The organism is Olivibacter sitiensis DSM 17696 (assembly GCF_000427965.1).
Classification (GTDB): domain Bacteria; phylum Bacteroidota; class Bacteroidia; order Sphingobacteriales; family Sphingobacteriaceae; genus Olivibacter; species Olivibacter sitiensis.
In genome coordinates, this window is record NZ_ATZA01000011.1 from 36,075 (window position 1) to 62,298 (window position 26,224).

Below are 26,224 nucleotides of genomic sequence, written 5' to 3' on the forward strand. Positions count from 1 at the left end.
ATAAAACAAAAAGAATTAGATAGGCGTCCTGTACTTACATGATTAAACAATAAACGGATGATGGTTTATAACGGTCCTCAAAAAAGCAAGCCATCCCATTGCCCATTAGATTGATGCACGTACTTTGAGTGAAAACGGCACTGCAACCTGTTGTGTCGAATTGGTGAGTATCAATTCGGCGGCCATTTTTCCAAGTTGCTCAAAATCTGTTGAGATCGTCGTGATGCCGTTAAGAATATATTTTTTCATGGGAGTCTCATTATAGGAGATAACCCCTACATCTTTTCCTACCTCCAGACCGAGGTCTATGACCCGGTCCAACAAGGCTATCAAATCATCTTCCATGAGATTAATATAGACCTCTCCTTGCTGTATCTCCTCCTCCGTTACATCGGCCACCAGCCAATGTTCAAAGGCATACTGCTGACAAAAGCGGTAAAAACCTTTAATGATATCTTTAGGGTAATAGCTCTTATCCGGAAATATCAGTTTCAACGTATGGTACTTTCCGAGTAATGGAAGCGCCTCTTCCAGAGCGGTATAAATATCCTTTGAAAAATCTTCATAGACAGCGGCGTACTCATCGGATATAACTGGCAGAAGCTTATCCAATATCAATAACTTGGCCTTCGGTATATCCCTGAGAATTTCACCTACCTTATCTCCTCCACCATCAACAAAATGAGGAATAATCACATAATTGTCGTAATCACGCTTCCTGTTTTGCAGGATACGTTTGAAGAGTATGAAATCATTGTTATAGACATATAGGTCTACCAATGTATCTGGCCCCATTGCCTTAACAAAAGCATCATAAATAATTTTTTTATGCCCGCTCAACTTGTTAAAGAGCAATATAATGTGCCTTTTATCTCGCAAGTCGCCACTGGCAATATAATAGCCTTTGCCGGGGAAGGAGCCAACTAGCCCGTTCTTTTTCAAATAACGATAACTTTTCTCCACTGTGTCCCTGGAGATTTCAAACATATAGTTCACCTCGTTGATAGAGGGCAACAAATCGTCTTTCACCAATACCCCCTTTTTCAACAAGTCAATAATGGCATTGGCCAGTTGCAGGTATTTTGGTGTAGAAGACAATTCGTCTATCTGAATCTGCTCAAAAAATAGATGGGACTTTGTCATAATCGGTAAATAGCCTGTGCGAATCCACAAATTTACGTTTTACTGAATGAGATTCCCTAAAAGTTTTGATTTAACTGCTGGGGCTCTATCAATTGAGAAAACCAAACGGAATAAAACGGTAAACCTGGCGCATGACCGGCAGATGCATAGTCGCACAGTTCTACTTCTACGGGTTCGGCGCCCGTTTCCGTATAAGATTCCGGCAAGAATTTGGCCTTAAATTTCAGCCAAATACCGTCAGTATTAGTTTCTACCGGTTCTATTTGGATGGTGCCCTCTGCAAGGTGTACCGGAGCCAGCGCTACTCCAACGGGTGGCCCTATCAATCGACTATCCCGAGCCAACAATATCGGGCCTCGGAACAAGGCCAATTGCTTTTCTGCTCCCCCTCGCTCTTCCAATCTCGCAGACATATCCAACTGGACGGTAATTTCGTCGCCCGATTTCCATTTCCTCTTGATCTTTACATAGCCCTGGCTAGGGAGTTCATTTAATAAATCTCCATTCAATTTCACTTTACTATCCTTGCTCCACGAGGGTATGCGGACAGATAGCGTCATATCTTCTTCTTTTTTCAGTCCTACACGTATAGCAATCTGCCCCGACAAGGGATAACTGGTCTTTTGGGTCAGCAATACCTCTTGTCCAATGGGACTTTTCAGCTGATAAACACCATCCATGAACAGGTTTACCGACAGGCCATCCTGTGATGCCGTAGACACGTACGGTGGAACGGCAAAAAGGCCGCGGGGACCGCTGGCTTCGCAACAGTTTAGGCCCATGCCGCACTGCTCACTACCGGGAAGACGCTGGCCCTTCAGTGGCGTGTATTTTGTCCAAGTGGCTCCATCGGCAGTCATCGAGCCCAGCAAGGCATTGTAGTACGCGTTTTCAACGGCATCGGCATACTTCGCCTCTCCGGTAAGCCTGAATAATTGCAAACTTAATTTTATCCAGGTCACCGTGACACAGGTTTCCTGGTAATGAGCTATCATATTTGTCTGCAAGGCCTTGCCCCCAAACCACATCTCTGCCGCCGCGCCAGAACCTGCCAAATTGATTTCTGTGTCCAAGATGTTTTGCCAAGTGTCTTCAACAGCCCTCTTATACTCGGTTCTACCCGTCAACCTGTAGAGCTCCAAGAGCCCCTCGTAGCAAGACATCATCTCATAAGCCTTTTGCCCTTGCTCCCAGCTATACCAATATTTAGGCTTGGGAAAACGTTTTCCTACATCGATGGATGCCTTGCTTATAAGCTGCGGCCCTGTAGCTGTCTCCCATTGGGAGGCAATCTGCTCGGCAAAGTCCAGGTATTTTTTATTTGCTGTTCTTGCATACAATAAACATATCGGTTCCAATATGGAAGAAGCCGCCATACCTCGATAGTTTCCTTTCGTGACTATAATACCATCTGTTTTTTTGAGGTCACTCATCAAGTTGTCTGCCGCCCGTGATGCTGCCTGCAAGCTCTTTTTGTCGCCGGTCAAGTCATAGTAGGCAATCAACCCAAGCAAACAGTATTTCCGTCCCCATATATCCCATTGTTCCAACAAATGGTCTGGGGCATAGTTGCCGATATAACCGTCTTCCGTTTGCGTAGCCATCAAGTCTTTTGCGGCCTTATCGATGACCTTTTTGAGCGCCTCGCTGGGACGATACTCATAGGCCTGCACGGCAGACGTAAACCATTTGCCCCAGAATTCCGATTGCCACATGTGATCTTCCGTCCTGTTTTCCTTTCTGAACACCGCAATCAGCCGATCCACATCCTGGGCCAGGATACGGTGCTGGTAGGACGCCATCAGCCTTTGCCCTATTTCTCCGTTAATTTCCAATTGGCTCGTTCCGGAAATAAAGTCTCCGACATGCCCTTTCTGCCTTGCAAAAGAGATGGCGCTACAGCAGCATAACACGCAAAAGGCTAAAAACCTACCGTATTTATTACATTTGAAAGCGATATAGATCATGATTGTTAGTGGTTATGATGACATCAATTTATTGTTTCAGGAAGATGCAGCACCGCCTTTTCTTCCAGCAATATTTTTTGGAGCTGGACATATGGAACATCTTGGACTGGCTTCTTCCCGTCTATGGCGAGGCTTGCCGCCACCGCGCTGGCTTGTCCCAATGCCATGAAGGTAAATTCTATCCGGATGGCGCCATATGCCACATGGCTGGAAGAGGGACAGCTTGCCGTAATCAAATTGGTGCATTCGGAAGATTTTGGCACTATGGCCTCATAAGGAATGCCAAAAGGCCGCCACCAATCGCCACCAAAGACGAAACCTTCGTTGTATGCATAGCCATCTTTGACTATTCGCCGTACACTGTGCAGATCGGGCGGCCAAAAGGCCATGGCAACGGGATGCGGCAATAGTGCAGGTTCCAGCTGCCGGATATGATGTTCTGTGATCACAAAATCTGACACCATTCGCCGGCCGTCCCTGACATAAAACTGCCTCGGCCAGCCGCCGTTATCCAAGAACTCATCCTTGGCCAGTCCCCAGCTTGCCCATTCCTTTTGCAAGGCGCCATCCAGCTGCCCCACTTCCCGATCGTTTGCCAGAAAATAAAACAGACCTTGTGTGAAATTCCGATGGTAACGTAAAATGGAATCCCTCAAGGCATATCCTCCTTCGGGATAGCCCCTATTCATGCCATAGAGATTATGCGACAAGTCATGCCAAGCTCCCAAATCGGTCTTGCCATTGGGGATAGAAACTTGTGGAACATATAACTTTCCCCCAGCTCTTAAATACCTCAAATAGATCTCATAATCATTTCTGTCATAACTTTCAGGTTTGGAAAATGCTATTTGGTTTTCTTTGTCCTTCGTGAGGCACATCCTGAAACAATAGGCCTGAATATAGTTGTCCCCGTCGCCAGGTGTTCCCAATTCATCTGCCACTATGGTAGAAATAAGGCCACTATGTGGATCATTTGGCACTTTGTAAGGATCTACCTTGACCGCAAACTGTGCATGGGTGGTTTCTCCCCTGATGCCGTTATTGGTTTCTCCATATTGGCTATTGCTTTCACGGCCAACCGCCGTACTGACGCCGGCGTGGAAAAGCAAATCGCCCTCTATACTGGCATCTATGAACACTTTTGAGACAAACGATTGACCATCGTCCAAGTGTATTCGTTTTATTCTATTGCCCGCTTTTTCCACGCCTCGCTTTTCCTTAAGCCGCGCACCATAGAAAACCGCTATCGGATATTCTGCCACCCATTGATCAATTACCTGTTGCGCAATATGTGGTTCGAACCTCCACAGGTCAAACCGTTTGGCTTTTTTGGAAACCATGTCTTCAAATTCATGCGCTCTGCCATAGGTCTTCGCTATCCGGCGGTAAAACTCCAGAGCAAGCCCCCCCACAGCCAAGCTATTTTGAAACTCGGCATGATTGTCTATGTCGGTACCGCCAAGCCCCTCTATGTTCATCCCCCCCAAGTGTTGAGATGGTTCTAACAAGGCGACCTGCTTCCCTAGCTTCGCTGCCTGGATGGCAGCAATGAAACCAGCAGAACCGCCTCCGTAGATGACGATATCATAAGACTTTTTGGGCACAGCGTAACCGCCAGTCCCAAAAAGCCCTACGGCAACAAACAAGAAAATAAGTTGGCGCCAGATCATGGCATTGCTTTTTTTAATAACCTTCATTTTGAACTAATGATTCATTTATGTCCATTTCTCTTTGCGGTATAGGAAAACGAACGTTGATATTGCTGATTGCCGCATTTCTGGAGAAGCTATTTTCATTTTTCACCGCCTCCACCAGCTGCCCTGTCCTAACCAAATCGAACCACCTATTGCCTTCAAAACAAAGCTCCTTACGTCTCTCCGACAACACTGCTTCCTTGAACTGCTGTTTGCTTAAGCCAGCCAATGAGGTCAATTGTGCCCTATTGCGCACGCGGTTGATGGCCCAGTAAGCCTCCGCAGTGGGACCATTGTTTGCTTCATTTAACGCTTCGGCATAGATTAACAATATATCGGAATAGCGCAATACAGGGAAGCTCTTGCCACCGGCACCGCCTACTGTGGATGTCAGGTCTGCCAGTTTCCAAAAGGACACGGCCAGTGCAGGGTCGGTATTATCTGCCGACAGCTGCACGAGCGCCCCACTGGAGGGATTGGTGTAGGAGGTCAGAAAAGTGACCGCTTTTCTACTGTCGGTGTCCCCATAGCTGTCAAACAGGTCTTTGCTTACCCGCAATATGCCACTTCCGGTACCAGGAACGATAGGTGCTCCTCTCGGTGCATAGCCAGTAGTAAAATTATTGCCAGAAAGATTGGTTATATAAAGTACCTCAAACAAGGATTCTTTGCCGCAGCGATTCTGCAAGCTAAAGACTTGAGCGTAGTCATCCCAAAGATCATATATCCCCATATCAATAAGCGTCTTGGCCTGACTGGCAGCCTCTTGCCAATAAGGCGATGCCCCATCCGTGCCTGCCCTCGTGAGGTACACTTTGGCCAGTAAACCTCTTGCAGCCCCTTTAGTTGCCCTACCAATATCTGTGCCCGTGTACTGTGTAGGCAACGTGTTTATAGCTTCCTGCAAATCGGCTATGATCACGTCATACACTGCATCTACACTGGAACGGGGCAAAGCTACGTTCTCCAAGGAGGTTACCTCATTCAGTTCGATCGGCACACCGCCATAAAATCGTACCAGATTAAAATAATGCAGTGCGCGCAGAAATCGAGCCTCGCCCAAAAACTGATTCTTCAGGGTCTCGTCCATTGCAATTGGCGAAACCCGATTCAACACCACGTTTGACCTTTGAATGCCTGTATAGGAGCTAGCCCATATACTGCCAATAAAGGTATTGACGGAGGTAATGTTATAATTCCACAGGGCCACGCGGTCTGCATTTCCCGTGAGAAAAGGGATGCCGTCGTCCGCGGCTACTACGTTGGGTACATTGATGACCTCATCGCGATAGAGATCCCTGATGAGGCCGTATAAAGCAATTGTGGCAGCATTGGCATCATCCGCATTTTTGTAATATGAATTGACTGATTGTGCGTCCAAGCGATCCAAATCCAGGTTTGGCACACAGGAGGTGACCATTATCACCCCCAATAAATAGGCAAAATATCTTGTTATTACCGTTCTCATTTCTTTCATGTCTAAATTTATAACCCAATATTCACTCCCAATAAGAATGTCTTGGCCGCAGGATATCCACCATAGTCCATCCCTTGGCTGATAGATGACGTTCCGAAACGACTAACTTCCGGGTCATAGCCCTTGTAATTGGTGATGGTCATCAAGTTTTGCGAGGAGATGTAGACCTTGACGTTTCTTCCCCCTATCCTGTCCACAAATGCCCTTGGCAAATTGTAGGACAGTGACACATTCTTCAGCCGTACATAAGAACCGTCCTCTATATGAAAGGAGGAAAGGATTCGCTGTCCCCCCTGTGAGTTGGCTCTGGGGATCTCGTTGGATGGATTTGACGGAGTCCATCTATTGAGCACATCTTTTGATTGGTTGTTATTGCCATTCAGGTTGTACAGATCAAACCGGCCATAGTTCAGGATATCATTGCCGAAACTACCCTGAAGGAACAAATTAAGTTCCAATCCTTTATAGGAAAATGTATTGTTGAACCCGGCAAAATAATTTGGGTATCCGTTGCCTATAATAGTTCGGTCGTTGTCATTGATTACGCCATTGCCATCCAAATCCTTGTATTTGACATCTCCTGGCTTGGCATTTGGCTGTGCAGAAGCGGCCACTTCCTCTTCAGTCTGAAAAATGCCCTCGAACACACGTCCGTAGAAATTGCCCAATGGCTCGCCCACCTTCATCAAAATGGTATTGAAGACCTGAAGGTGCGATACGCCCGAACCGGTTAAAAACTCCGGTCTTCCGTCCAGTCTCAACACCTTATTTTTGTTGAAAGAGATATTAAAATCTGCATTCCACTGCAGGGATTCCTTATTACCCAGGTTTGTGGACAAGGTGAGTTCGACCCCTTTGTTTTGCACTTCTCCAATATTGCTAAGGGAAGAACTGTAGCCCGTAGTTTGGGGAACATTTACGGAAAACAAAAGGTCTGCCGTATTTTTCACGTAGTAATCTGCCGTAAAACGCAGTTTGTCGTTGGCAAAACTTAGATCGGCACCTATATCCAATTGCTTGTTACTTTCCCAACCGAGGTCTAGGTTGCTGATAATGTTGGGTACACCACCAATTCTCAAGCTTGGATTTGCCCCTCCCAGTATTGCCGTACTTCTGACAATGGTGGCCAAATAAGCGTAGTCGCTTATTGCCTGATTGCCTGTCAAGCCATAGCTTACGCGCAACTTGGCATCGTTAATCCAAGAAATTGCGCCTTTAAAGAACGGCTCGTTAGACAAACGCCAGGCGAAAGCACCGGATGGGAAAAATCCGTATTTGTTGTTCGGTCCAAATCTGGAGGAGCCGTCGCTCCTAGCGGTCAAGGTCAACAGGTAACGGCTATCATAACTGTAATTGACCCTGGCCAGATATGAAATCAGGGACCATTCTACGGCTCCCGATGTGGGAGGAATCAACGTGGCGCCTGTACCGAGGTTATTAAACAGCGCAAAATCATTGTTGAAATTGGATGCCGAGGCACCAAAATCCTCATTATGATAGGCCTGTGCCGTATATCCGATAAGTGCCGTAAGATCGTGCTTATCGGCAAAGAGATGCCTATAGGTTAGCGTGTTTTCATTGAGCCAATTGACATTTTGCGAAGATGATATGCTGGCTGTACCGTTGGAATTAGCTCCAAGTGCAATCAAACGGGTGGCGTAGTAATTCGACTTGGCATTCAACAAATCGGCGCCAAAGGTTGATCTCAACACCAGATCGTCCCAGAATTTAACCTCGGCATATGCATTGGTCAACACGCGGATGGTCCTATAGTTATCGGTCACTTCCTTTGCAATCCCCAAGGGATTATCCACTAAATTACCATTCAACCCAAAATGTTCATTAGACATAATTCAACTTAAAAAACATAATTATTCTATATGAATATTCAATTTAAATAACTGATAATTAGTTCTTTAACTAATATGTTTTCTAATGACATTCATTAGAAAACGAACAATAAACAATTCAGATAATCAAAGAGTTAACTTATAATGAATAATCTGGGTTCAACGAACTTACATCTCGATAATACACTCCGTTAGCATCGTATATCGGGAAAACAGGTGCAAAATTCAATGCGGCATTTGTGACCCCGCCACTTGCACCTCCTTCCGTCTCGGTTCTGGAGTTGTTTGAATTGGTATGTGCCCCTTGCATGGATATACCCACCTTCAACCACGATTTTACTTCACGGTCCACGTTTGCCCTCATGGCATATCTTTTGAATTCGGAATCAACAATGATACCTTGTTGCCCATAATATCCCCCGGAAAGCGAATATTGGGTCTTACTATCGCCACCGTTAAAGTTGAGCTGATAGTTTTGTATCGGAGCATTTTGGAAAACCACATCTTGCCAATCCGTTCCCTCTCCCAGTTGCGACGGCAATGGCCTGTCTGCCGACGAACCATCGAAATAGGCCTGTCCACCGCCATTTATTCGCGCTTCATTGATAAATTCAGCATACTCACGCGCATTCAATAGTGGGATTTTGTGCCGCAAGGACTGAATACCATAATAGGCTTCCAGATTCATATTGGATTGCCCTTTTGTACCCCGTTTTGTGGTAACAAGCACTACGCCATTGCTTCCCCTAGATCCGTATATAGCCGTTGCAGAGGCATCTTTCAAGATCTCAATAGATTCGATATCTGCCGGATTGATGGAGTTCAGGTCTCCGGTAGGAAATCCATCAATGACATACAATGGGTCATTCGAAGCATTGATAGATCCTGTTCCACGGATACGAACGGAGGTGCTGCCTCCTGGTCGGGCAGAATTGGTCGTTACTTGTACACCCGCAATCCTACCCTGCAATGCCCTGTCCAAGGCCACAATGGGCATGGACTTGATATCTTCTTCTTTTACCGTAGAGACGGCACCCGTAATATCCCTTTTCTTGACGGTGCCATATCCTACTACCACTACCTCTTCCAGGTTGTCCATGCCTGGCTCCATCAAGATGTCCAATGTGGCTGATTCGGTTCCCAGCTGAATCACCTTTTCAAGGTAACCCAGGCTTTTGAATACCAGGGAAGAATTGGGTAAGACTTTTATCGAGAAATTACCAGTACCATCTGTCGATGTTCCTTTATTGGTTCCTTTTACCAGTACGGAAACACCGGCCAGCGCTCCAGATGAGGCATGTACCACACCATTGATAGTGATCAACTCTTGCGCCGTTTGCTGCGCCGGGATGGAACTGATTTCCTTTCTTTTTATAGCGATGATCTTGCCCTGTATTTCATACGCCAATGGCAGGGAACCAAACAGTTCGTCCAAGACCTGCACTAGGGTATATTTTTCGACATGGATGGAAATGGGCTTAACGGACTGGACGTCCTGTTTCTTGTAAAAAAAGCCATACCCGCTTTGCTTTTCTATATCATGGAGTATTTTTTCGATGGTCGCATTGTTTTCCGAAAGTGAAATCCCCTGTGCACGCGCATATACATCACAAAAAGCAAAAGTGAGCGTAAATAACATCACGATGACGTTCAAAGACAGATATTTTCCTTTGAAAACGGAATCTCCGTTGTGATGAAAAATGGAATGATTAAAAGTCCGACTCAAAAAAAATTTTAAGCGTACAAATTGATTTAAATACATAATTTGGTTTTACTTAGTTTTATATCATAAAGTTGAATTGGTTTAAACGCAGACCATAAGATGGAAAATTGCCTCCTACGGTCAATGAAATATATTCATCCCTCAATGTTGTCCTCCTTTTTGAAGTTTATACTGTTTTAAGTTTATCCTATTTTGTTTATTAATTTATCTTCAACACGCTTCCTTCTATATTAAAAGAGACACCGGCAGTCTTGAGCACTCCTAAGACAATAGATAGATTGGAATCTTTCGGTATTTTCCCGGCAAATTTGTCCGGTATGTCCATGCGCTCGTACTGAACTTCTATGTCGTACCATCTGGCAAGCTGGCGCATTACCCCATAAATATCTAGGTCATTGAAATAGAAATAACCGTCTTTCCAAGCAGTAAACTCCTCCACATCTGTTTTTGCCATTTGCAGAAAGACCTCATTGTTGCGAATGCCAACCTTGCTTTGATGGCCAGGAAGCAATATTTGCTCTTTTTCCTGACCTTTGGTTGTTACTTGTACCCGACCTTCGACCAAAGTTGTCGTCTCCGCCACTTCGTTGTCATAGGCATTAATGTTGAACTGCGTACCCAATACTTTCACATCTTGTCTATCGGTACTGACGATAAAGGGAGCCTTATTGTCCTGTTTGGCAACATCAAAATAGGCTTCGCCTTTCAGGTGCACCCTACGCACCTTTGGATCATATCTTGTAGGATAAGTGAGGGAAGAAGAGGAATTCAACCACACGGTAGTTCCATCGACCAACACCACTTTATACTGTCCTCCCTTGGGCGTCATAATAGTGTGCTTACTTGTCAAGTTGCTTTTCTCCAACGCTTGATCAGAAACCGTATAGGTGATTTGCCCATCGCTACCCTTTGAAATAATGAGACCATCATTTTGCGCGAACTCTCCGATATTGGCCGTTTCCAAGGCGATCTTTTTCCCATCACCCAATATAAGTATAGCTTGATCCTTGCCGGGAGGGACGTCATTTGCTAAACTGAGCATTTTTTCCTGCTGGAGATCATTTTTTCGGTTATCTGTCCGAATCAGGAAGAAGATGGAAAATCCCGTAATTAAGATGACAGATGCGGCAAGGCTGACCCATCTCGCGACAAACTTCTTGGGCTTTTGCCGTCGGCCAATTTCATTCCTTATATTATTCAATAGCTTTTCCCTATGTTCTTCTTCACTTCCAGCGATATAAGGAGGTATGTCCAGGTCTTTATCTTGCTCCGTATTATACCAAGTTGAGAACTCTTCTTTTTCAGCTTGGCTGATTGTTCCTTTCAGCCACTTTTTGGCCAATTCTCTATATCTGTACCAATCTTTCATCATAAAGTCGGGTCTCTGGTTATATCCTTAAGTCCTTTCAGAAACGACAATCCCTTATAGGTCCCTCAAAAAAAATTTAATTTTCTTTTCTCGACCTAGGATCAACGACATCACATTTCCTTATCTTAAAAGGAATTAAGGGCTATATTGGACCCAACTTTCGTCTGTAAAGAAGATAAGATGATTTAGGAAAGAAAAAACAAGAAGACGGACACCATTATGTGCGCTAGTTTTGCACGGAGTACTTTGGTGGCCTTGACGATATGCGCTTCTACGGTCTTTTCGGCTATATTTAGGTGCTGCGCTATCTCTTTTTGTGAAAAACCGACTTCGCGACTAAGTTGATAAACTATTCTACATTTTTCAGGTAGCTGACCGACCCAGAGAGACAATTGATTTTTTAATTCTTCAAATTCCAACCATTCCCTCGTAGAATCGTCCACATAGCCGTTACTGCCTAGATAAGCTATGTATTTCTGTTTGTTGCTGTTCTTGTCAAGCGCTTTGATCACCTTATACTTAACGGCAACTGCGAGATAATGGTCGAGCGAAGACTTGATTTCAATGGCCTCCCGTCTGTTCCAAAGGCTAACGAATATATCTTGCACGATCTCTTCTGCATCTTCTATCCGTTCAACCTTATTTGCGGCGACCGAGAGCATTCTCTTCCAATACCTGTTGTATATTTCTTCAAAGGCCAGATCATCGCTGCTTTTTACCAAAGCAATCAATTCATCATCAGACAAACCTTTATACTGTTGCATTTCACAATCGGTTAGTGTTTCATAGAATATCTCACGGGAACCAAGGCATCCTATTATTTTTCAAACTTATTAAGTTGGACAATCAATGCCATCCTGCACTGTGATGACCCAGTAAAAACCATCCATTGTCTATATCTTTTTTTCGTCGCCACAAGCCATTCTATTTTGATCGCATTCGGTAACCAATTAAAATACTCTCCCGAAATGTGGTCAATAGAATCGCAAGCCCTTACGTCTCCCATATCTATTTAAAACCCGTATCTTTACACCCTATTAAATAAGCAAGCCATCTCAATTTTGCATTATTTAATTTCTTCTTTTTATCATAAAATCAGCCACATAGGTTTATTGATATATTCGCAGACACACGAATACCACAAATTTTAACATAAAAATGGACAATAAAAACATCTACTTAATAACATTTATAGCTACTAACGGCGGATTGTTGTACGGTCTTAATATGGCTGGGATTTCGGGATGTGTGGATACCATACAATCTATCTTTGGGTTGTCTAATAACAGCATAGGACTGACGGTAAGTGTCTTAATATTAGGCTGCTTAATCGGTTCCCTTTTCGTGGGAAAACTAGCCGATTTGATCAGTAGAAAAAATGTGTTCATTATAAGTGCCATCATGATGGCACTGTCTTCCTTGGGACTGTTCTTTGCCAATCATATATTGTTAATTATCTTGTTCAGGTTTATCTCGGGGCTGGCCGTTGGAGCCGTATCGGTTGTATCGCCCATGTATATTTCGGAGATTGCCCCTTCTGACAAGAGGGGCACACTGGTATCTTTCAATCAGTTTGCCATTACAATAGGTATCCTAGTTGCCTATTTGTTCAATTATTACTTCGAGAAATACCTCGATTCCTCTATCGCATGGCACTATATGCTGGGAGTACCTTTTATTTTCAGTGTTGTTTTCTTGCTTCTTACCATTGCCATTTTACCAAAAAGTCCTCGCTGGTTGATGGGGCAAGGACTTGAAGAACAAGCTCACAAGGTGTTAACATTTACGCTCGGTAAAAAGCTGGCAAAGCAGGAATTTGACAGTCTAGTCAACTCCTTTTCAGATAGTTCGAACAAAACCAAAGTCAAATTTGGAGATATTTTCAAGGAAAAAACGGGCAAAGTCGTCTTACTGGGCACTGTATTGGCCGTTTTGCAACAGGCCATGGGTATCAATGCGGTGGTCAACTATGCTCCCGTTATTTTTGCAGAGACAGGCTCGCAGTCCGATCCTTTTTTCCAATCCATCCTCGTAGGGCTGATAAATACTGTTTCCACTGTCATCGCATTGAAATTTGTCGATCGCTTGGGACGTAAGTTATTGCTGCTCATAGGTTCCGTTGGCTCTATGCTATCCTTGTTTTACCTGGTCTTTGCCATGCTATACCATTTGAGCCCAACGAGCATTCTAGTAGCCGTTTTGATTTTCATTGGATTTTTCGCGGCAACTTGGTCGCCCATCATGTGGGTAGTCATTTCGGAGATATACCCCAATAGGATAAGAAGTACGGCCATGTCTTTTTCTACTGCCATGAGCTGGACTTCTTCTTTTCTTATTGTCCAGTTTTCTCCCAGTATTCTTGCGTCCCTTGGCAGTGAGTTTCTATTCGGACTGTTTGGTCTTTTTGCCTTGGCGTCCTTCTTTTTTGTATGGAAATACATTCCCGAAACCAAGAGCAAAACATTGGAGCAGATAGAAAAGGAATTGGGTTTGGATTAGCTCTTAAATTGCCTAGCACTGCAATCAAATCAAAATTTTTGAATGTTTGATAGCAATATCATTCTTCGTAAAATGGATATCGTTGAGGGTTAATTTTCTGAAACAACAACTTCCGGCACAGTACGAAGAATAGGGGACAAACGATTAAGAGGATTGGCAAAATGGATACCGGCAAACAAAATGCATAACAAAATAAAGCCTTTTATAGTTCTTAATGTATTTAACGCATTATTCATTTGTTTTTTTACGGTATTCTCTGATATATTCAATTCACTTGAAATCTGTTTATATGAATAGTCAAAAAAACGGCTAAGCTCAAATACTTTACGCATCTTTGGCGGCAGCTTATTGATGCCATTTTCAATGATATTTTTCAGTTCTTTCTCACGCAAGGCCATTTCAGTCGATAATTCGCCTGCATTAATATAATCCTCCAACGATGACAAGTACTCGTTCCTGACCTTAGATTTTTCAATATTGTTTAACAGCTTGTTACGCAACATGGCATACAGGTAAGAAGACAGTGATTTAGAAATCACTATATCCTGGCTTTTGGTCCACAGGGCCACGAATACATCTTGCGTAATGTCTTTTGCTTCATCCTGGTCCTTCAAAAATTTAAAGGCCATTCGGAACAACTTTGGCCAATAGCGATCGTAAATTGCCTCAAATGCTTTGTAGTTGCTCTCTTTTAGCAATTGGATTAATCTAAGATCATCAAATATCTTTTGATCAGACATACAACCATTTTTAGGTATAAAATTGGATATACAAGTATATGTTTTTTTTTCTTAACTGCCATCACCATCCCGTACTGTGCTGTTAGCGCCAGGTCTTTTTCCCGTGTTCAAGTTTTACTAATATTAAGCAATATGAATATTAAAATGAAGGACTGTACCCACAAATACTCTTATTTTTCAAAGACCTCCTTTATCACCTCTAAATAGTCATATTTATGAATTGTATCTGGCTCTAAATAACTTCCTTCTCCCCATTCATTCCAAGCATTGAGCATGATAATTCGGTCTAAAGGAGATTTTTTCAGCGTTATTTCCTTTGCCTTTATCAAGGCCTTTTTATAGTTATATGGTGTATTGTTGACCAAAACGGCGCCAAATGGGTATCCTTCTTGTCTATTCATCCAATCAGCCGAGTTCCGGGTGCGGGGAGAGGCATCCCAACCCATGGTCACGTTTATATAATAACTTACTGGGAAACTACTGACTGGATTTTCTAAGCCACTCAGTCCTCCACCATATGCCACACTTCGAAAATATCGATCTGCTTCTATATTATAATCAGAAGTGGGAAACCCCTGTAGCTTATTGTGTTGAACCCACACATACGATGCAGTGCTTTTCATTGGGAAGTATTCTATCAGATCGTTTAGTGACCTCCCCCTAAGTCCTGATATCACGAGATTAAGATGTAGGTCAGGGAAACCTGCTGCCTTTACTTTTGCTCGAAACCTCTGCAACGCTTCTCCTGCCTTCTTCACATCATCCCCATAAGATTGTATAAATGTTTCGGGTTCGTAGATAGAAAAATACGGACATCCCTCGATCTTCCAATAGGTATCTTCCTTAAAGTAATGTGCTATTATATAATCTGTCATCTCTTCAAAAGTTTCTGGCATAATCGCTCCTTTCATAGCGTCTACGTCGTGATTGGCCCACATTAAGGCAAATTTCATATCCGATCGATTGGCGGCTTTCAAAAAACCCTCCTCCAAAGCCTTATACAGATATTTCCCGCCAGGCTTTCCCAATGAGGCTGGATCAAAATAATACCAACAGAAAATAAATGAATTAATGTGATGGTCTGCAGCTGCCTTAATTTTCCTAGTCATAACTATTGGATCCTCTTCATTCTCATATCCCCACAACGGGGTCTTGGGCTGTTGATGACCCTCAAACCGTGGCAAGGCCCTTTGAATCAGTGGCCATTCCGATTGATCAAAAGGCCCCCAATTAGGGAAATAGTATGCCGCCACTTCTACTTTTCCCTTTGGAATTTTCAATGGGGCAGTCTGTGCTTCCGACGCTATATAACATCCGAGTACACCTATAATCGTTAACCCGATACCGATTAATTTCTTCATCTATTATAAAATTTTATTGATAACCTGGATTCTCTACTAAATTAGGATTGCTAGACGTCCTGCTCTGGCCAATGGGCAAATAATAATTTCTTTCCACAAAAAATGGACTGTGCATACCAGCAACATTTTCTACAATATACAACCTGAATTTCTGATTTGACGGATCGTATTCTCCTTCTGTGAGTGAGGCCCCGTCGATGATGAAGCGCAGTCCCGAAAAGCTCCTAGTCAAATCGTCTACAGCAGTTCTCCATCGGCGTAGGTCAAAATACCGATTGCCTTCAAATGCTAATTCCACTTTCCTTTCATGACGTATTTTCTCCCTATCAATATTATCAAGAATTGGAATGCCGGCCCTACTTCTTATGGCATTTATTGCCGTAAGTGCTTCATCCATAAATCCCAACTCGAAGGATGCCTCCGCCAAATTCAAATAAATCTCGCCCAATCTGAAGATAATATAATCTGTATCTGAATAATATCGTTCTTGGATAATCCCTTTGGATTCATCCAAATACTTCAATATACCAAAGGGTGTAGGCCTACCGTAACTTCTTGATCGGCTGTTTACTCCTTTATAAGCTCCCACGGTTTGTAAAGTACCGTTTGGCAGCAAAATAGCATCGTGATAATCCAATATACCTTCTAGCCAAGGCGTTCCATGTGTATAAATAGATGCCCTGAAACGTGGGTCTTTTTTGCCCCATAGTTCATCCAACGTCCAAAGATGATCGGCACTGATTTTCTCCCTGTCTATTTTTGGTGAGGAACCATCCATGTTTTCAAATGCTTCTACCATTTCGAGATAAACCGTTGATTGCTGTCCCCCAGCCCATACGTTATAACTAAATGGATTCTCCCACATATCCCAGGAATGCCCTTTTCCAGTGATTCCCGTATATTTTTCGGCAAAAATGACCTCACTATTATCTTTTTCCAGAAAAAGGCCACGGAAATTCTGAGTTTTGTTTTCATATACTCTAATAAATTACAAGTTTCTAGGCCACTATTTTTTCGGAGCCGTTTACATTTTTGTTAATTTCTCTTGGGTCTAGGCATACATAATCCTTATCATAAGGTTTTTTGCTGTTTACTACACTGTAGACCGTTCTTAATAATTTATTCATAACATTGTTCATGATCAGGTAATGAGGTTTACCCTCCTGTTGCTTTTTCTGATAATATAACCTGTATTCCTTATTATGCTTCACTGCGGATTTTGCGCCCATGTACAGCAGGGATTTAAGTTCTTTATCTGCAAATGGGCTTGTCCTGGGCTTGCCGACCATATTTCCCGAAGCATTGGGGAAGGGACATACGCCGGCGTATGAAGCCGCTTTTCTGGCCGTTCCGATTGTCTTGAAGTTGCCCGTCTTGATAATCAGATCAGTAGCTATGACCGGTCCTACGCCCTTTACCGAAACCGCCAGCCCATAATTCCCGGCCAGTTCCCTATCATTCTTTATGATCAGTTCCATTTCTTCATCTACGGCTTCTATCTGCTGGTCAAGGGCGTTGAGGGAAGCTTTTAGGATGAGGTTCACCTTGATGCTCTGCATGGGCATCTGCTCCCGGGCATGCTCACCTGTCCTTAATTTTTTACGGGATTTAACCAACTGTGAACGAAGCGAATAAAGTTGACGTAATTCAGAGCCGCTTTCGCTCTGATACGTTTTGAAAGATAGCTTGTCAAAGAATCTCTCCCCGTATTCCCGTAACCGCGAGGCATCTATTGGGTCTGACTTGCCTTTAAGGATACCCAGGCTATGTTTTACCGTATAGCCCGGAACAAGTGCTATCGAGACTCCGCACCGGTTACACAGAAAGACTAACAGATCTCCATAGCTACCGGTATTCTCCGCACATAGCACAGAACCCTCGGGTACTTTCGATAGAAATTTCGATATGGAGTCCAATCTGTTTTTCACTGTCCTGTTTTTTTCTTTACCGTCTGTATCAAAGAAGTTTACGTCAAACTTTTCTTTTGATAAATCTATTCCATATACTTGCATAAATATTTTATTTATGCTCCGCATTGAGTGGCTAACATCGTGATAATGGGTTCTTCCCTAAATACTCTCTGGCTTTGACTCAATAGATCTGCTGTCCTTAATATGAAACTTAGGTTCTACCTATTATTATTTTAAAGTTAGGGCAGCAGATGGAGCTTTTTATCCAAAGATATATTTCACGATCTATTCTCATTTCTTGTATTTATCCTTCAGAGTTCAAACTAACGATAATACTCTGTTTTACCGCATTGCCAAAGACATAGCCCGTACCAAAATTGTACCCAGACAGATACGGAAAATTCCCTACTGCTGCATCGTTCCCCGTCTGACTATAACTCAGTCTCAATTTCAAATCGTTTACAAATGGCAACCCCGTTTTGATAAATTCTTCTTCACTGAGTCGCCAACCAGCAGAGATACTCGGGAAAATACCCCTTCTGGAATCTTTATTAAACTTTGCAGATTCGTCAATCCGTATTGTACTTTCTAGCAAATACTTTCCCAAGAAGCTATAATTCAGCCTGCCAACGTAACTGGCTCTTCCCATTTCAGCGGCGCTTCCGTCTGCCCGCTGAACGGCCACACCGCCCGCAAACAGGTAATCTACTGTGGATGTAAGGTAATTTTCCCTTCCTGCCAATATATTGTCTGAATAATAATCTATAACTTCATATAAAGCCATAGCTGAAAGGTGGTGATCGACCGCTATTTCGCGATCAAAATTTACGTAAAATTGCCCCGTCAACACACGACTCCTATTATCCCTATGTGTCAGTTTGGGGCTATTACCCGATCCTGCAAGAGTATAAATGTCACTCTCGTGATTATAAGTCCAAGTATCAACCAATCTTTCGAATACCTTTTGGAAAGTATAGTCCTGCCGATAATTGCCCAACGCTTTTAGGGAAAGTCCTTTGACATATGGCACCTGATATTGAAGGGACACATTGCCAGTCAAGTACTGCGTATTCGTTTTGCGGTAACCTGAGATTTCACTGTTTGACGTGACGTGTACGCCTCCCGTACCACTGCCATTTGCATATGGAATCTTGGTGGGATCGGGCAAACTTGATGGATAATAGGGCTCAGTATTCCAAAAATCCTGCCACACAGAGCTTTCACGTTCATCGCTTCTCCAAGGAAAATCACGGTCACTAATGATAGAGGCTAAATCGATCTGCAGTTTCAGTCCGTTAGAAATATTCGCATCTACATTGGAACGTATATTATATCGCTTATATTCACCTCCATTATGTTTAAACATAGATTCTTGATCCAAGAAACCCAAGAATCCATAATAATTCACTTTTCCACTGCCGCCTTTCACCGACAGGTTATATTGCTGCTGAGGAGCATATTTACGAGCTACTTCTTTCAACCAATTTGTATTTGCATAATCTGGATTAGTTCCAGCGTAAAATAATTCCACTTCCTCTTGGGTAAAACGAGCGGTTTCTTCCGGTTTACCAGACTGCAAATGCTCTTCGCGAATTAATTCCGCATTCTGACCAGAGCTCGCTGGTTTCAACATATTTGTTACAGACTGAAAAGTTGCTCCTTGATTGAACATAATAGTAGGAGCAGTTTCGCTGCCTCGCTTTGTAGTAACCAAGATGACGCCATTTCCAGCCCTCGATCCATATACAGCTGCCGAAGCATCCTTTAAAAAGGTAATGCTCTCGATTTCGTTTTGGTCCAAGGCATTCATATTCCCTTCCACATTGTCAATCAAGATCAGCGGGGCACCAAATCCTCTGATATTCAATGAAGAAGCATCACCACCAGGTAAGCCCGAACTTTGAACAGCGACGAGACCAGGTACACGACCGGCTAACATATTTGAAACTTGAGCTATGGGAGTTTTAGTAAGCTCATCACTGTTTACCATAGCTACGGAACCAGTTACAGAAGCCTTTTTCTGCGTTCCATAGCCTACTACCACTACTTCGTCCAACCCTGCATTGACTTTTTCCATTTGGATATCCATAGTCGATTGCGTAATTCGAATTCGAAGTTCTTTATACCCTATATTTCTGAAAATCAAAGTATCGCCATTATTTGCCGCTATGCTATACTTTCCCTCGGTATCAGTAGAAGTGCCTCTTGAAGTTCCTTCAACCAAGACTGAAACACCTGGGAGGGGACCCTCCAAATCTTTTACCACACCAAACACTATATCCTGTATCATTGGCTTAGCCATCACGTCCTTATTCAGCTGGTGCTGATACTGAATGATAATAGCTTTATCCTTTAACACATACTTAAATGGTTGTCCCGAAAATATAATGGGCAAGGCCTCCTTTATAGGTACATTCCTTAAATCGACTGTTATGGGCTTTGCTTGTTTCATATAATCTGCCTTGTAGAAAAAAGAGTAATTGGTTTGCTTACGCAATTGTTGGATAACATCCTCAAGGTGCCCGTCCCTCATGGATATAGATATTTCTTGAGAAAGGGCCGCAGCGTACATCTGTATGAAAAATATACAGACCAAAATAGTTGTCAGATTCATGGTTAGGAAAAATCGCTGTATAGGTTTATTCCAAGAAAAATAAGGCAGACAATACACCCTACTTTTTCCTATTGGAAAAAATACTTTCATATATTTGTATAATTAGGTTATTAGATAATATTGGCTATTTAATTGGTATTTTTTAAGACCTAATGTTTCCGAAGTGTTCGTAGCACTTCGGTTTTCTTTTATGTAAGTCTTCTTATATGATCTGTGTCAGTCTATCCTTATCAACCTCCTTTCTTTTCTATTTTTCTCTTCCACTAATTTGAACTTGATATTACCGGCTATTTCTATCATTTCCAATAACTGCGACAATTTAACGTCTCTTGACATCTCACCGCTGAACTCATCGTTTGGCAGGCCTTTTGTATCTATCTCCACGTCATACCACCTTCCTATTTGTCTCATTAAGATGGGAAGGCTTAAATTATCAAAAACGAACATTCCGTTTTTCCAAGCTGTCACTTGATGTAGGTTGGCAGACGAAACGTTAAACATCTCTTTCTCCGCTGGTGATGTTTTATGTAAAACAGCCTGTTGCCCTGGTTTCAGTTCCTTAGCAATACCCGCTTCGGGACGAGAGACTTTCACCTTTCCCTCAATCAATGTGGTATGAACAAAAGCCTCTTCATCATAAGCATTTACATTAAATTCCGTACCAAGAACCTCTATATTTTGATAGGGCGTATTCACAATAAAAGGGACAGGTGTTCCCATATGCCTGTGTTTTTTCACGTCAAAATAAGCCTCTCCCCTCAATTCCACAGACCTAGCTTCTTTCCCAGAAAAATAGGAAGAAAATTTTATGGACGACCCTGCGTTCAACCATACCAACGTTCCGTCTGGTAGCGTTACCTGATATTGCCCTCCTTTGGGCGTTCTGATTTCATTTTTAAGGTTTTGTTCAACATTGTTTTCTTTTAACTTATCGTTGCTTACAGCGTAATATAATTGTCCACTTGTTTTTTTCTCTATTGTTGAAGTACCTTGTTTAATCACAGCACCTTTCGCTAAACTATCTAATGAGATTATACTTCCGTCAGCCAGAATAAGCTCTGCCGTATTACCTCCCGGCTCGACATCCAGCACATCACTCATAGCTATTTTGTCATCCTGTCTTACAATTATCGAGAACAGCGAGCCTATTACCAATACCAACAAAATAACTGCGGCAAGGCCGTACCAAATCTTATGCACAGCATGACTCTTCCTCTTTACGTTCAGTTTCAGCTCTTTTTTAGCATCTTGCATTATAGATTGTACGTCTATATCGTGATATAGTTCGTTATCTTTTTGATTCAAATAGGAATCAATCCAACTTTCGAGCAAGGCAATTTCATCCTTAGTACATTCTCCTTTTTTATACTTGTCAAGTAATTCTTGTGCTTTTTTGTAATGCATCGCCCTTTTTGCCTAATATCTCATCAACGTTCTTAAAATTAAGACAGTTAAATCATTCCTTTGTGTAATACGAATAAAAAAAATAAATAATATGAATATAACGAGCGGGAATCTGCAGCTTTTCTCTACAGTGCCTCTAGAAATTTCAAACACATAACTAACTTCAGTGATGGAAGGAAGCATGCCCTGTTTACCTAAAAAATCTTTCCTCATCTAATCAACAATTGCATTGACCAATTGAAGATACCTAGGGATGGAGAAAGTTCATCTATCAAAATTTGATCAAAAAAATGAGGCTTTATCATAAGCGAAGTAATTTTTTGGCCTTCAGACAAATGTATATTTTTATTGCTATTTTCTAGATGAGATTAATTCACATAATACCTGAGCGGTATCAATCGAGATGAAACATCAGACGAAGCGGGATCGTAACAGGAGAGCCATCTACATTCGTTTCCATAATATCAGCCATATAGGCCCACCATTTCTTTACAATTGGACTCTCTCCTAAATCCTGGGATGATTTGCCTAAATTTTGTTCCTGTACAGCGAATAAAGTACCGCTTTCTTCATCCAAGAAAATAGAATAGTCACTTATTCCGCTATCTTTAAGAAGCCTACATAGTTCTGGCCAGATTTCATTGTGCCTTTTTTTGTATTCCGCCTCAAATCCTGAAACTAATTTCATTTTAAATGCGATTCTTGCCATAATTGCTTACAGTATAATTTTAATTCCCTCAGGTGCACGAAATTCAGTTTTTACTTTTCCATTCTGCTTGCTGTGTTTTACCCACAGTACACCAAGTGGCGTAGGAAAAGTACCTTCTACATATTGAAGATCCCCTAAATGTGGTTGCAATCGAATTTCTTTACAGCCAGCCGCTGTAACCTGTATTCCCAAGACATGCTCCGTCAACCAGGCAGTTGGTCCAGAAGCCCATCCGTGACAGAGGCTATGTCTATACCCTTCATAACAATAGGCACCATAATCCCTATGAATATCTTTTTTTCCTACAGGAACCAATTCGTCTATCCTCGAAGCATTAGCTACCCAATCGAGATTAAAATCTTCCCAAAACGTAGTCGCCCCTAGGTCAAGCATGGCTCCCCAATAGCTACGAATATTATCCAAGGCCTGCTGGTAATCACCAGACTTTGCCATAGCCTGTAACATATAATATCCGTAAAATGTCGAAAAACCATTTACACCACCAATATCTAACACCTGGTTCGTTGCCATTTTTGCAGGAATCAAGTCGGCCAATGCCATTAATGCCGCAGCTTGCTTTGAACCATTGGGATCTGGAACATATTGCTTGAGTCGATTTACAGCTTCTTCACATAACTTCGCCGTTTCCGAATCTTCTAATATTTTGGATAATTCAATCCCAGTGTTTAAGGATAGAATCATCATAGCATGTAAACCAGCGTGTACTCCCTGTTCATTTTCACTTGATGGCCAATCCAGAAATCTTGTGCCGTCGAGATGCTCCTTGTTTCCATCCACTTTAGAAACGATTAACCTAAGTAGATGTGATAGATAATGATGTTGTTCTTTGAGATAACCAAAATCTCCATGATGCATATACCAATCTCTTTGAGAGATAATCCACCACATAGAATAGGTGCTTATACCGTTCATCCAATTCGGCAAAGGCGTATTTTTTCGAGAGAAGTCCAAACTTTTAGGAACTACTTCATTGAAACCAAACACACTGTTTATAGTAGCAATCTCGGGATGCATGTCACCCACCCATACTAGTCTATCTCGCTTTATACCATCCCAGAGATACTCCTGCATATTCAAATGCACTGTATACGCCCCTGTCTCCCAAATTCTGTTAAGCCTGTCGTCGTTACTTTTAAAGGAGCCTAAGTACGGAAGATCTCTATATGTAAAGATAGCACTGATTTCCTTTAAATGAAGTTCGGCACCTTCCTCTAAATCAATTCTAACAAACCGAAAACCTGTCTCTCCGATTTGGATCTTCCCCAACCAAGGCAACAATACGTTGAAATCTCTAATGGCATGGTCATTGGTCGCCCCTTTCTGTCCTATTTCACTCATAGCTTCATTTGCAGACTCTCCGAAGCGTATTCTTACTTGTATGGGCTTATTTCCAGGAAACATACCTGTCACAATTTCAATTCCACCATGCAGTTCTTTACCGAAATCAAGTAATATTGCGGCCTTTTCTCCAGCACTTTCATTTTTCAGAACACAAACCTCCGTCTGATGTAATACTGCTTGGCCGTTGCCAGGTAGAAGCAATGCATCTTCATTTTTCACTTGTCCGACCTTAAATAATATTCGGGATGGGGTGACGAACTTTCGAGTTAAGACATCGGAGCGATTGCTGGCTTCGATTCTGAGGCCATTTCGATCCCCTTGTGCAAAAACAACGAAGATGCTTAATAACAATAGTACGCAGTTGGCAAGAATTGGTTTCATACATTTATAGCAATTGGTTATTATACTACTTGAATATTGAGATGTAATACACTCAGCACCAACCAAACATATTATAATTTCATTTCAAAACCGTCATGTTCTTTCATGGACAGCATTAGATAAGGGATATGATTGCATATCATAACAGTCAAAAAGACCAACAAACAATCCATAATTGGAACCAAATTCAAAACACCAAGGCAGGCAGAGGCTAAATTAAAGCTTAGTTAGTCTTCAACATTCAGTAACAAGAAATGGGTTAACGTTGTAGTGTACTTATCGCTTTCATCATTGAACACTGCAACTCGAAATACTTATTTCAAATTCTCAACTTCAATCTAGCATCCAATAAATTATAATGTGGCTAATCTTGAAATATCTCGGGATATTTTCTTATAAAATAGACTGGAGTACAGCTCCAGGCATGGCAATAACTGTTTATTGGATAAAAGTTGTATGGGGACCTATATTCATCCGCTGGGTCATAAACCTCCCAAAAAGTGTCAGCACCTTTTTCCACCATAGCTCCCCAGTAATTTAGCATTGTTTCCTTAGCTTCATCTTTCATACCGCAATCGATCATTGCCTGCAAAAGGTAATGATATAGATAAGGTCCCCCTGGCTTTAGCGCTTCTTTATGGGCTATAAGTGTATTTACTATTTTTGCTCCCTCTTGTTTACTAACCACACCGCCCAAAATCATCCAAATTTGCGAGGCGTAAGAAATCTGCTTGTCCACACCGCTTAGAAATAGCTTGGTCTTCTTATCAAACAAGTGTTGTTTTGCTGCGGCTGACATCTTTCTTATCATCTCGGGCACTTCTGCAAGTTCATGTTCTTTTCCCAATGACTTTGCCAATTCGTAAGTTTGCTTTAATGCATAGATAGCGAGTCCTTGTATGGCTACATCTTTATGTAAACCGTCTTTCCAATCAATAAATATCCAAATTTCTTTTGCTGCTCGATCATAATCTATCAGACCTGAATGCATCAAGTATGATTTCACCAGTTCCAATTGCCTCTTGGCAACGGGCCATAGATCCAAAGCTGTTTCACGATCATTCGTATTTTTATAATAATTTCTTAAAGCCACGTTATACAGTAAGGCGTAATCAAACAGCAGCTGCCCTTCCTGGGGGTGCGGTTCTGGTCTTTCAAAGACGGTACCATGCAGGTAGCCTTCCTTATTGCTTAATGCAGCAAGTAGGTACAAACAGCGTTTTGTCAGGTTATGGTTCTTAAAAGAAAGGTCATTGGCCAAGGCTTCCAGGTATAGATCACCTATCCACAATCGCCTGTCTCGTTTGGGCCCGTCTTCATAAACTGTTTGCATGCATTCCCTCAGGGTACGCAGACCTACACGGTCTATCTCCTTGACCAAAGGAGATGTGTTTGGGAGTAAAGAGGCCACATTTTCCGTCGCCGATGTCGTGGCCTTTATTTGCAAATCCGTTAACTTAAAGTCATAGCCAATGGATGGACTCAAAAGTTCTACTTTTACATAGCGAAAGGCTAAGCGGCGCGGGATAGTCAACGTAGAGGGAACCTCGCTGACCGTTACAATTTCGTCCTGTAGCCAGGCCCTACTTAGGCTGCCTGAATAAGGTTCAAAAGGAACTGCTAACTCCGAGGGCACTTCTCCGAAAGTAAATTTTAGCCGCAAGGGGGCATCCGGAGTGCGGCCCCATGCGGCTAAAGAAAAAGACACATACCCTGTAAAATGCTCGCCAAAATCTACAATTACGCCCGACTGACTCTTAAATCCTCGTTGATATAGGCTGTCTACGGCTACTGATGTTTCTACCTTCCACCCTTGAAAAGCATTTGTATCTTTTTTTAATATACCCAGTCTCACAGGCTTTATAAGGCGCTCATGGAGAACTGGCTTATTGACCCTTGCCTGATCCAACCACTTTTTTCTGGCAACAGCACCATAATCTTGTGCCAGATTAAATAACGGCAGGAAAGACAGTATTAACGAAATTGTCGTGACAACCGATATAGAAGATCCATGGTTCATG

Annotated in this window: 18 protein-coding genes; 1 reads left to right on the forward strand and 17 read right to left on the reverse strand. The window is 42.4% G+C overall.

The genetic code is table 11. From position 1 onward, the window contains the following. Nucleotides 1-105 precede the first annotated feature (105 nt). The 8 genes from A37S_RS0107850 to A37S_RS0107880 form a co-directional block, all read right to left on the reverse strand. Nucleotides 106-1,143, reverse strand: a complete 1,038-nt coding sequence (locus A37S_RS0107850; protein ID WP_028296521.1) for a GntR family transcriptional regulator — start codon at nt 1,141-1,143, stop codon at nt 106-108. A 56-nt stretch (nt 1,144-1,199) separates the two neighbouring features. Continuing rightward, complete coding sequence (locus tag A37S_RS23915; RefSeq protein ID WP_084163798.1) at nt 1,200-3,110, reverse strand: glycoside hydrolase family 127 protein; 1,911 nt, start codon at nt 3,108-3,110, stop codon at nt 1,200-1,202. 23 nt (nt 3,111-3,133) lie between these two features. Continuing rightward, nucleotides 3,134-4,807 carry an FAD-dependent oxidoreductase gene (locus tag A37S_RS0107860; RefSeq protein WP_051292824.1) on the reverse strand — a complete coding sequence of 558 codons (1,674 nt, stop codon included), beginning with the start codon at nt 4,805-4,807 and terminating at the stop codon, nt 3,134-3,136. Further along, nucleotides 4,794-6,272, reverse strand: coding sequence for a RagB/SusD family nutrient uptake outer membrane protein (locus A37S_RS0107865; protein WP_028296523.1), 1,479 nt, complete (start codon nt 6,270-6,272; stop codon nt 4,794-4,796). Before A37S_RS0107865 ends, A37S_RS0107860 begins: the two co-directional genes overlap by 14 nt. A 17-nt stretch (nt 6,273-6,289) precedes the next feature. Continuing rightward, nucleotides 6,290-8,131, reverse strand: a complete 1,842-nt coding sequence (locus A37S_RS23920) for a SusC/RagA family TonB-linked outer membrane protein (RefSeq protein WP_051292826.1) — start codon at nt 8,129-8,131, stop codon at nt 6,290-6,292. Between the two features lie 139 nt (nt 8,132-8,270). After that, a complete protein-coding gene (locus tag A37S_RS23925; RefSeq protein ID WP_169719460.1) occupies nt 8,271-9,857 on the reverse strand; it encodes a SusC/RagA family TonB-linked outer membrane protein in 1,587 nt (528 codons plus the stop codon). Nucleotides 9,858-10,053: 196 nt separating this feature from the next. Then, entirely contained in the window at nt 10,054-11,226 is a 1,173-nt protein-coding gene (locus tag A37S_RS23930; protein WP_084163800.1) for a FecR family protein, read from the reverse strand. A gap of 182 nt (nt 11,227-11,408) precedes the next feature. Then, the gene (locus A37S_RS0107880) at nt 11,409-11,987 is read right to left on the reverse strand and encodes an RNA polymerase sigma-70 factor (protein ID WP_028296524.1); all 579 of its coding nucleotides are present in this window, start codon (nt 11,985-11,987) and stop codon (nt 11,409-11,411) included. 394 nt (nt 11,988-12,381) lie between these two features. On the opposite strand from A37S_RS0107880, the gene A37S_RS0107890 reads away from it, so the two are divergent. Then, entirely contained in the window at nt 12,382-13,722 is a 1,341-nt protein-coding gene (locus A37S_RS0107890; RefSeq protein ID WP_036601737.1) for a sugar porter family MFS transporter, read from the forward strand. Between the two features lie 89 nt (nt 13,723-13,811). Here the strand turns inward: A37S_RS0107890 and A37S_RS23935 are convergent, their stop codons facing one another. The 9 genes from A37S_RS23935 to A37S_RS0107935 form a co-directional block, all read right to left on the reverse strand. Further along, a complete protein-coding gene (locus tag A37S_RS23935; RefSeq protein ID WP_084163801.1) occupies nt 13,812-14,462 on the reverse strand; it encodes an RNA polymerase sigma factor in 651 nt (216 codons plus the stop codon). Nucleotides 14,463-14,632: 170 nt separating this feature from the next. Continuing rightward, on the reverse strand, nt 14,633-15,823 hold the full coding sequence (locus A37S_RS23940; RefSeq protein WP_051292834.1) for a glycoside hydrolase family 99-like domain-containing protein: 1,191 nt from the start codon (nt 15,821-15,823) through the stop codon (nt 14,633-14,635). Between the two features lie 13 nt (nt 15,824-15,836). Beyond that, on the reverse strand, nt 15,837-16,808 hold the full coding sequence (locus tag A37S_RS23945; protein WP_084163802.1) for a RagB/SusD family nutrient uptake outer membrane protein: 972 nt from the start codon (nt 16,806-16,808) through the stop codon (nt 15,837-15,839). 13 nt (nt 16,809-16,821) lie between these two features. Then, on the reverse strand, nt 16,822-17,835 hold the full coding sequence (locus tag A37S_RS0107910) for an IS110 family RNA-guided transposase (RefSeq protein ID WP_166670819.1): 1,014 nt from the start codon (nt 17,833-17,835) through the stop codon (nt 16,822-16,824). Between the two features lie 202 nt (nt 17,836-18,037). Then, nucleotides 18,038-20,347: a SusC/RagA family TonB-linked outer membrane protein gene (locus A37S_RS23950; protein WP_051292838.1), complete on the reverse strand. Its 2,310-nt coding sequence runs from the start codon at nt 20,345-20,347 to the stop codon at nt 18,038-18,040. A gap of 216 nt (nt 20,348-20,563) precedes the next feature. Then, nucleotides 20,564-21,751, reverse strand: coding sequence for a FecR family protein (locus A37S_RS23955; RefSeq protein WP_051292840.1), 1,188 nt, complete (start codon nt 21,749-21,751; stop codon nt 20,564-20,566). A gap of 394 nt (nt 21,752-22,145) precedes the next feature. Then, nucleotides 22,146-22,460: an L-rhamnose mutarotase gene (gene rhaM / locus A37S_RS0107925; RefSeq protein ID WP_028296528.1), complete on the reverse strand. Its 315-nt coding sequence runs from the start codon at nt 22,458-22,460 to the stop codon at nt 22,146-22,148. A 6-nt stretch (nt 22,461-22,466) separates the two neighbouring features. Then, nucleotides 22,467-24,203: an alpha-L-rhamnosidase-related protein gene (locus A37S_RS23960; protein ID WP_084163804.1), complete on the reverse strand. Its 1,737-nt coding sequence runs from the start codon at nt 24,201-24,203 to the stop codon at nt 22,467-22,469. 364 nt (nt 24,204-24,567) lie between these two features. Continuing rightward, nucleotides 24,568-26,223 (reverse strand): alpha-L-rhamnosidase-related protein, encoded by a 1,656-nt coding sequence (locus tag A37S_RS0107935; RefSeq protein WP_036601740.1) that lies wholly within the window; start codon nt 26,221-26,223, stop codon nt 24,568-24,570. Nucleotide 26,224 lies beyond the last annotated feature (1 nt).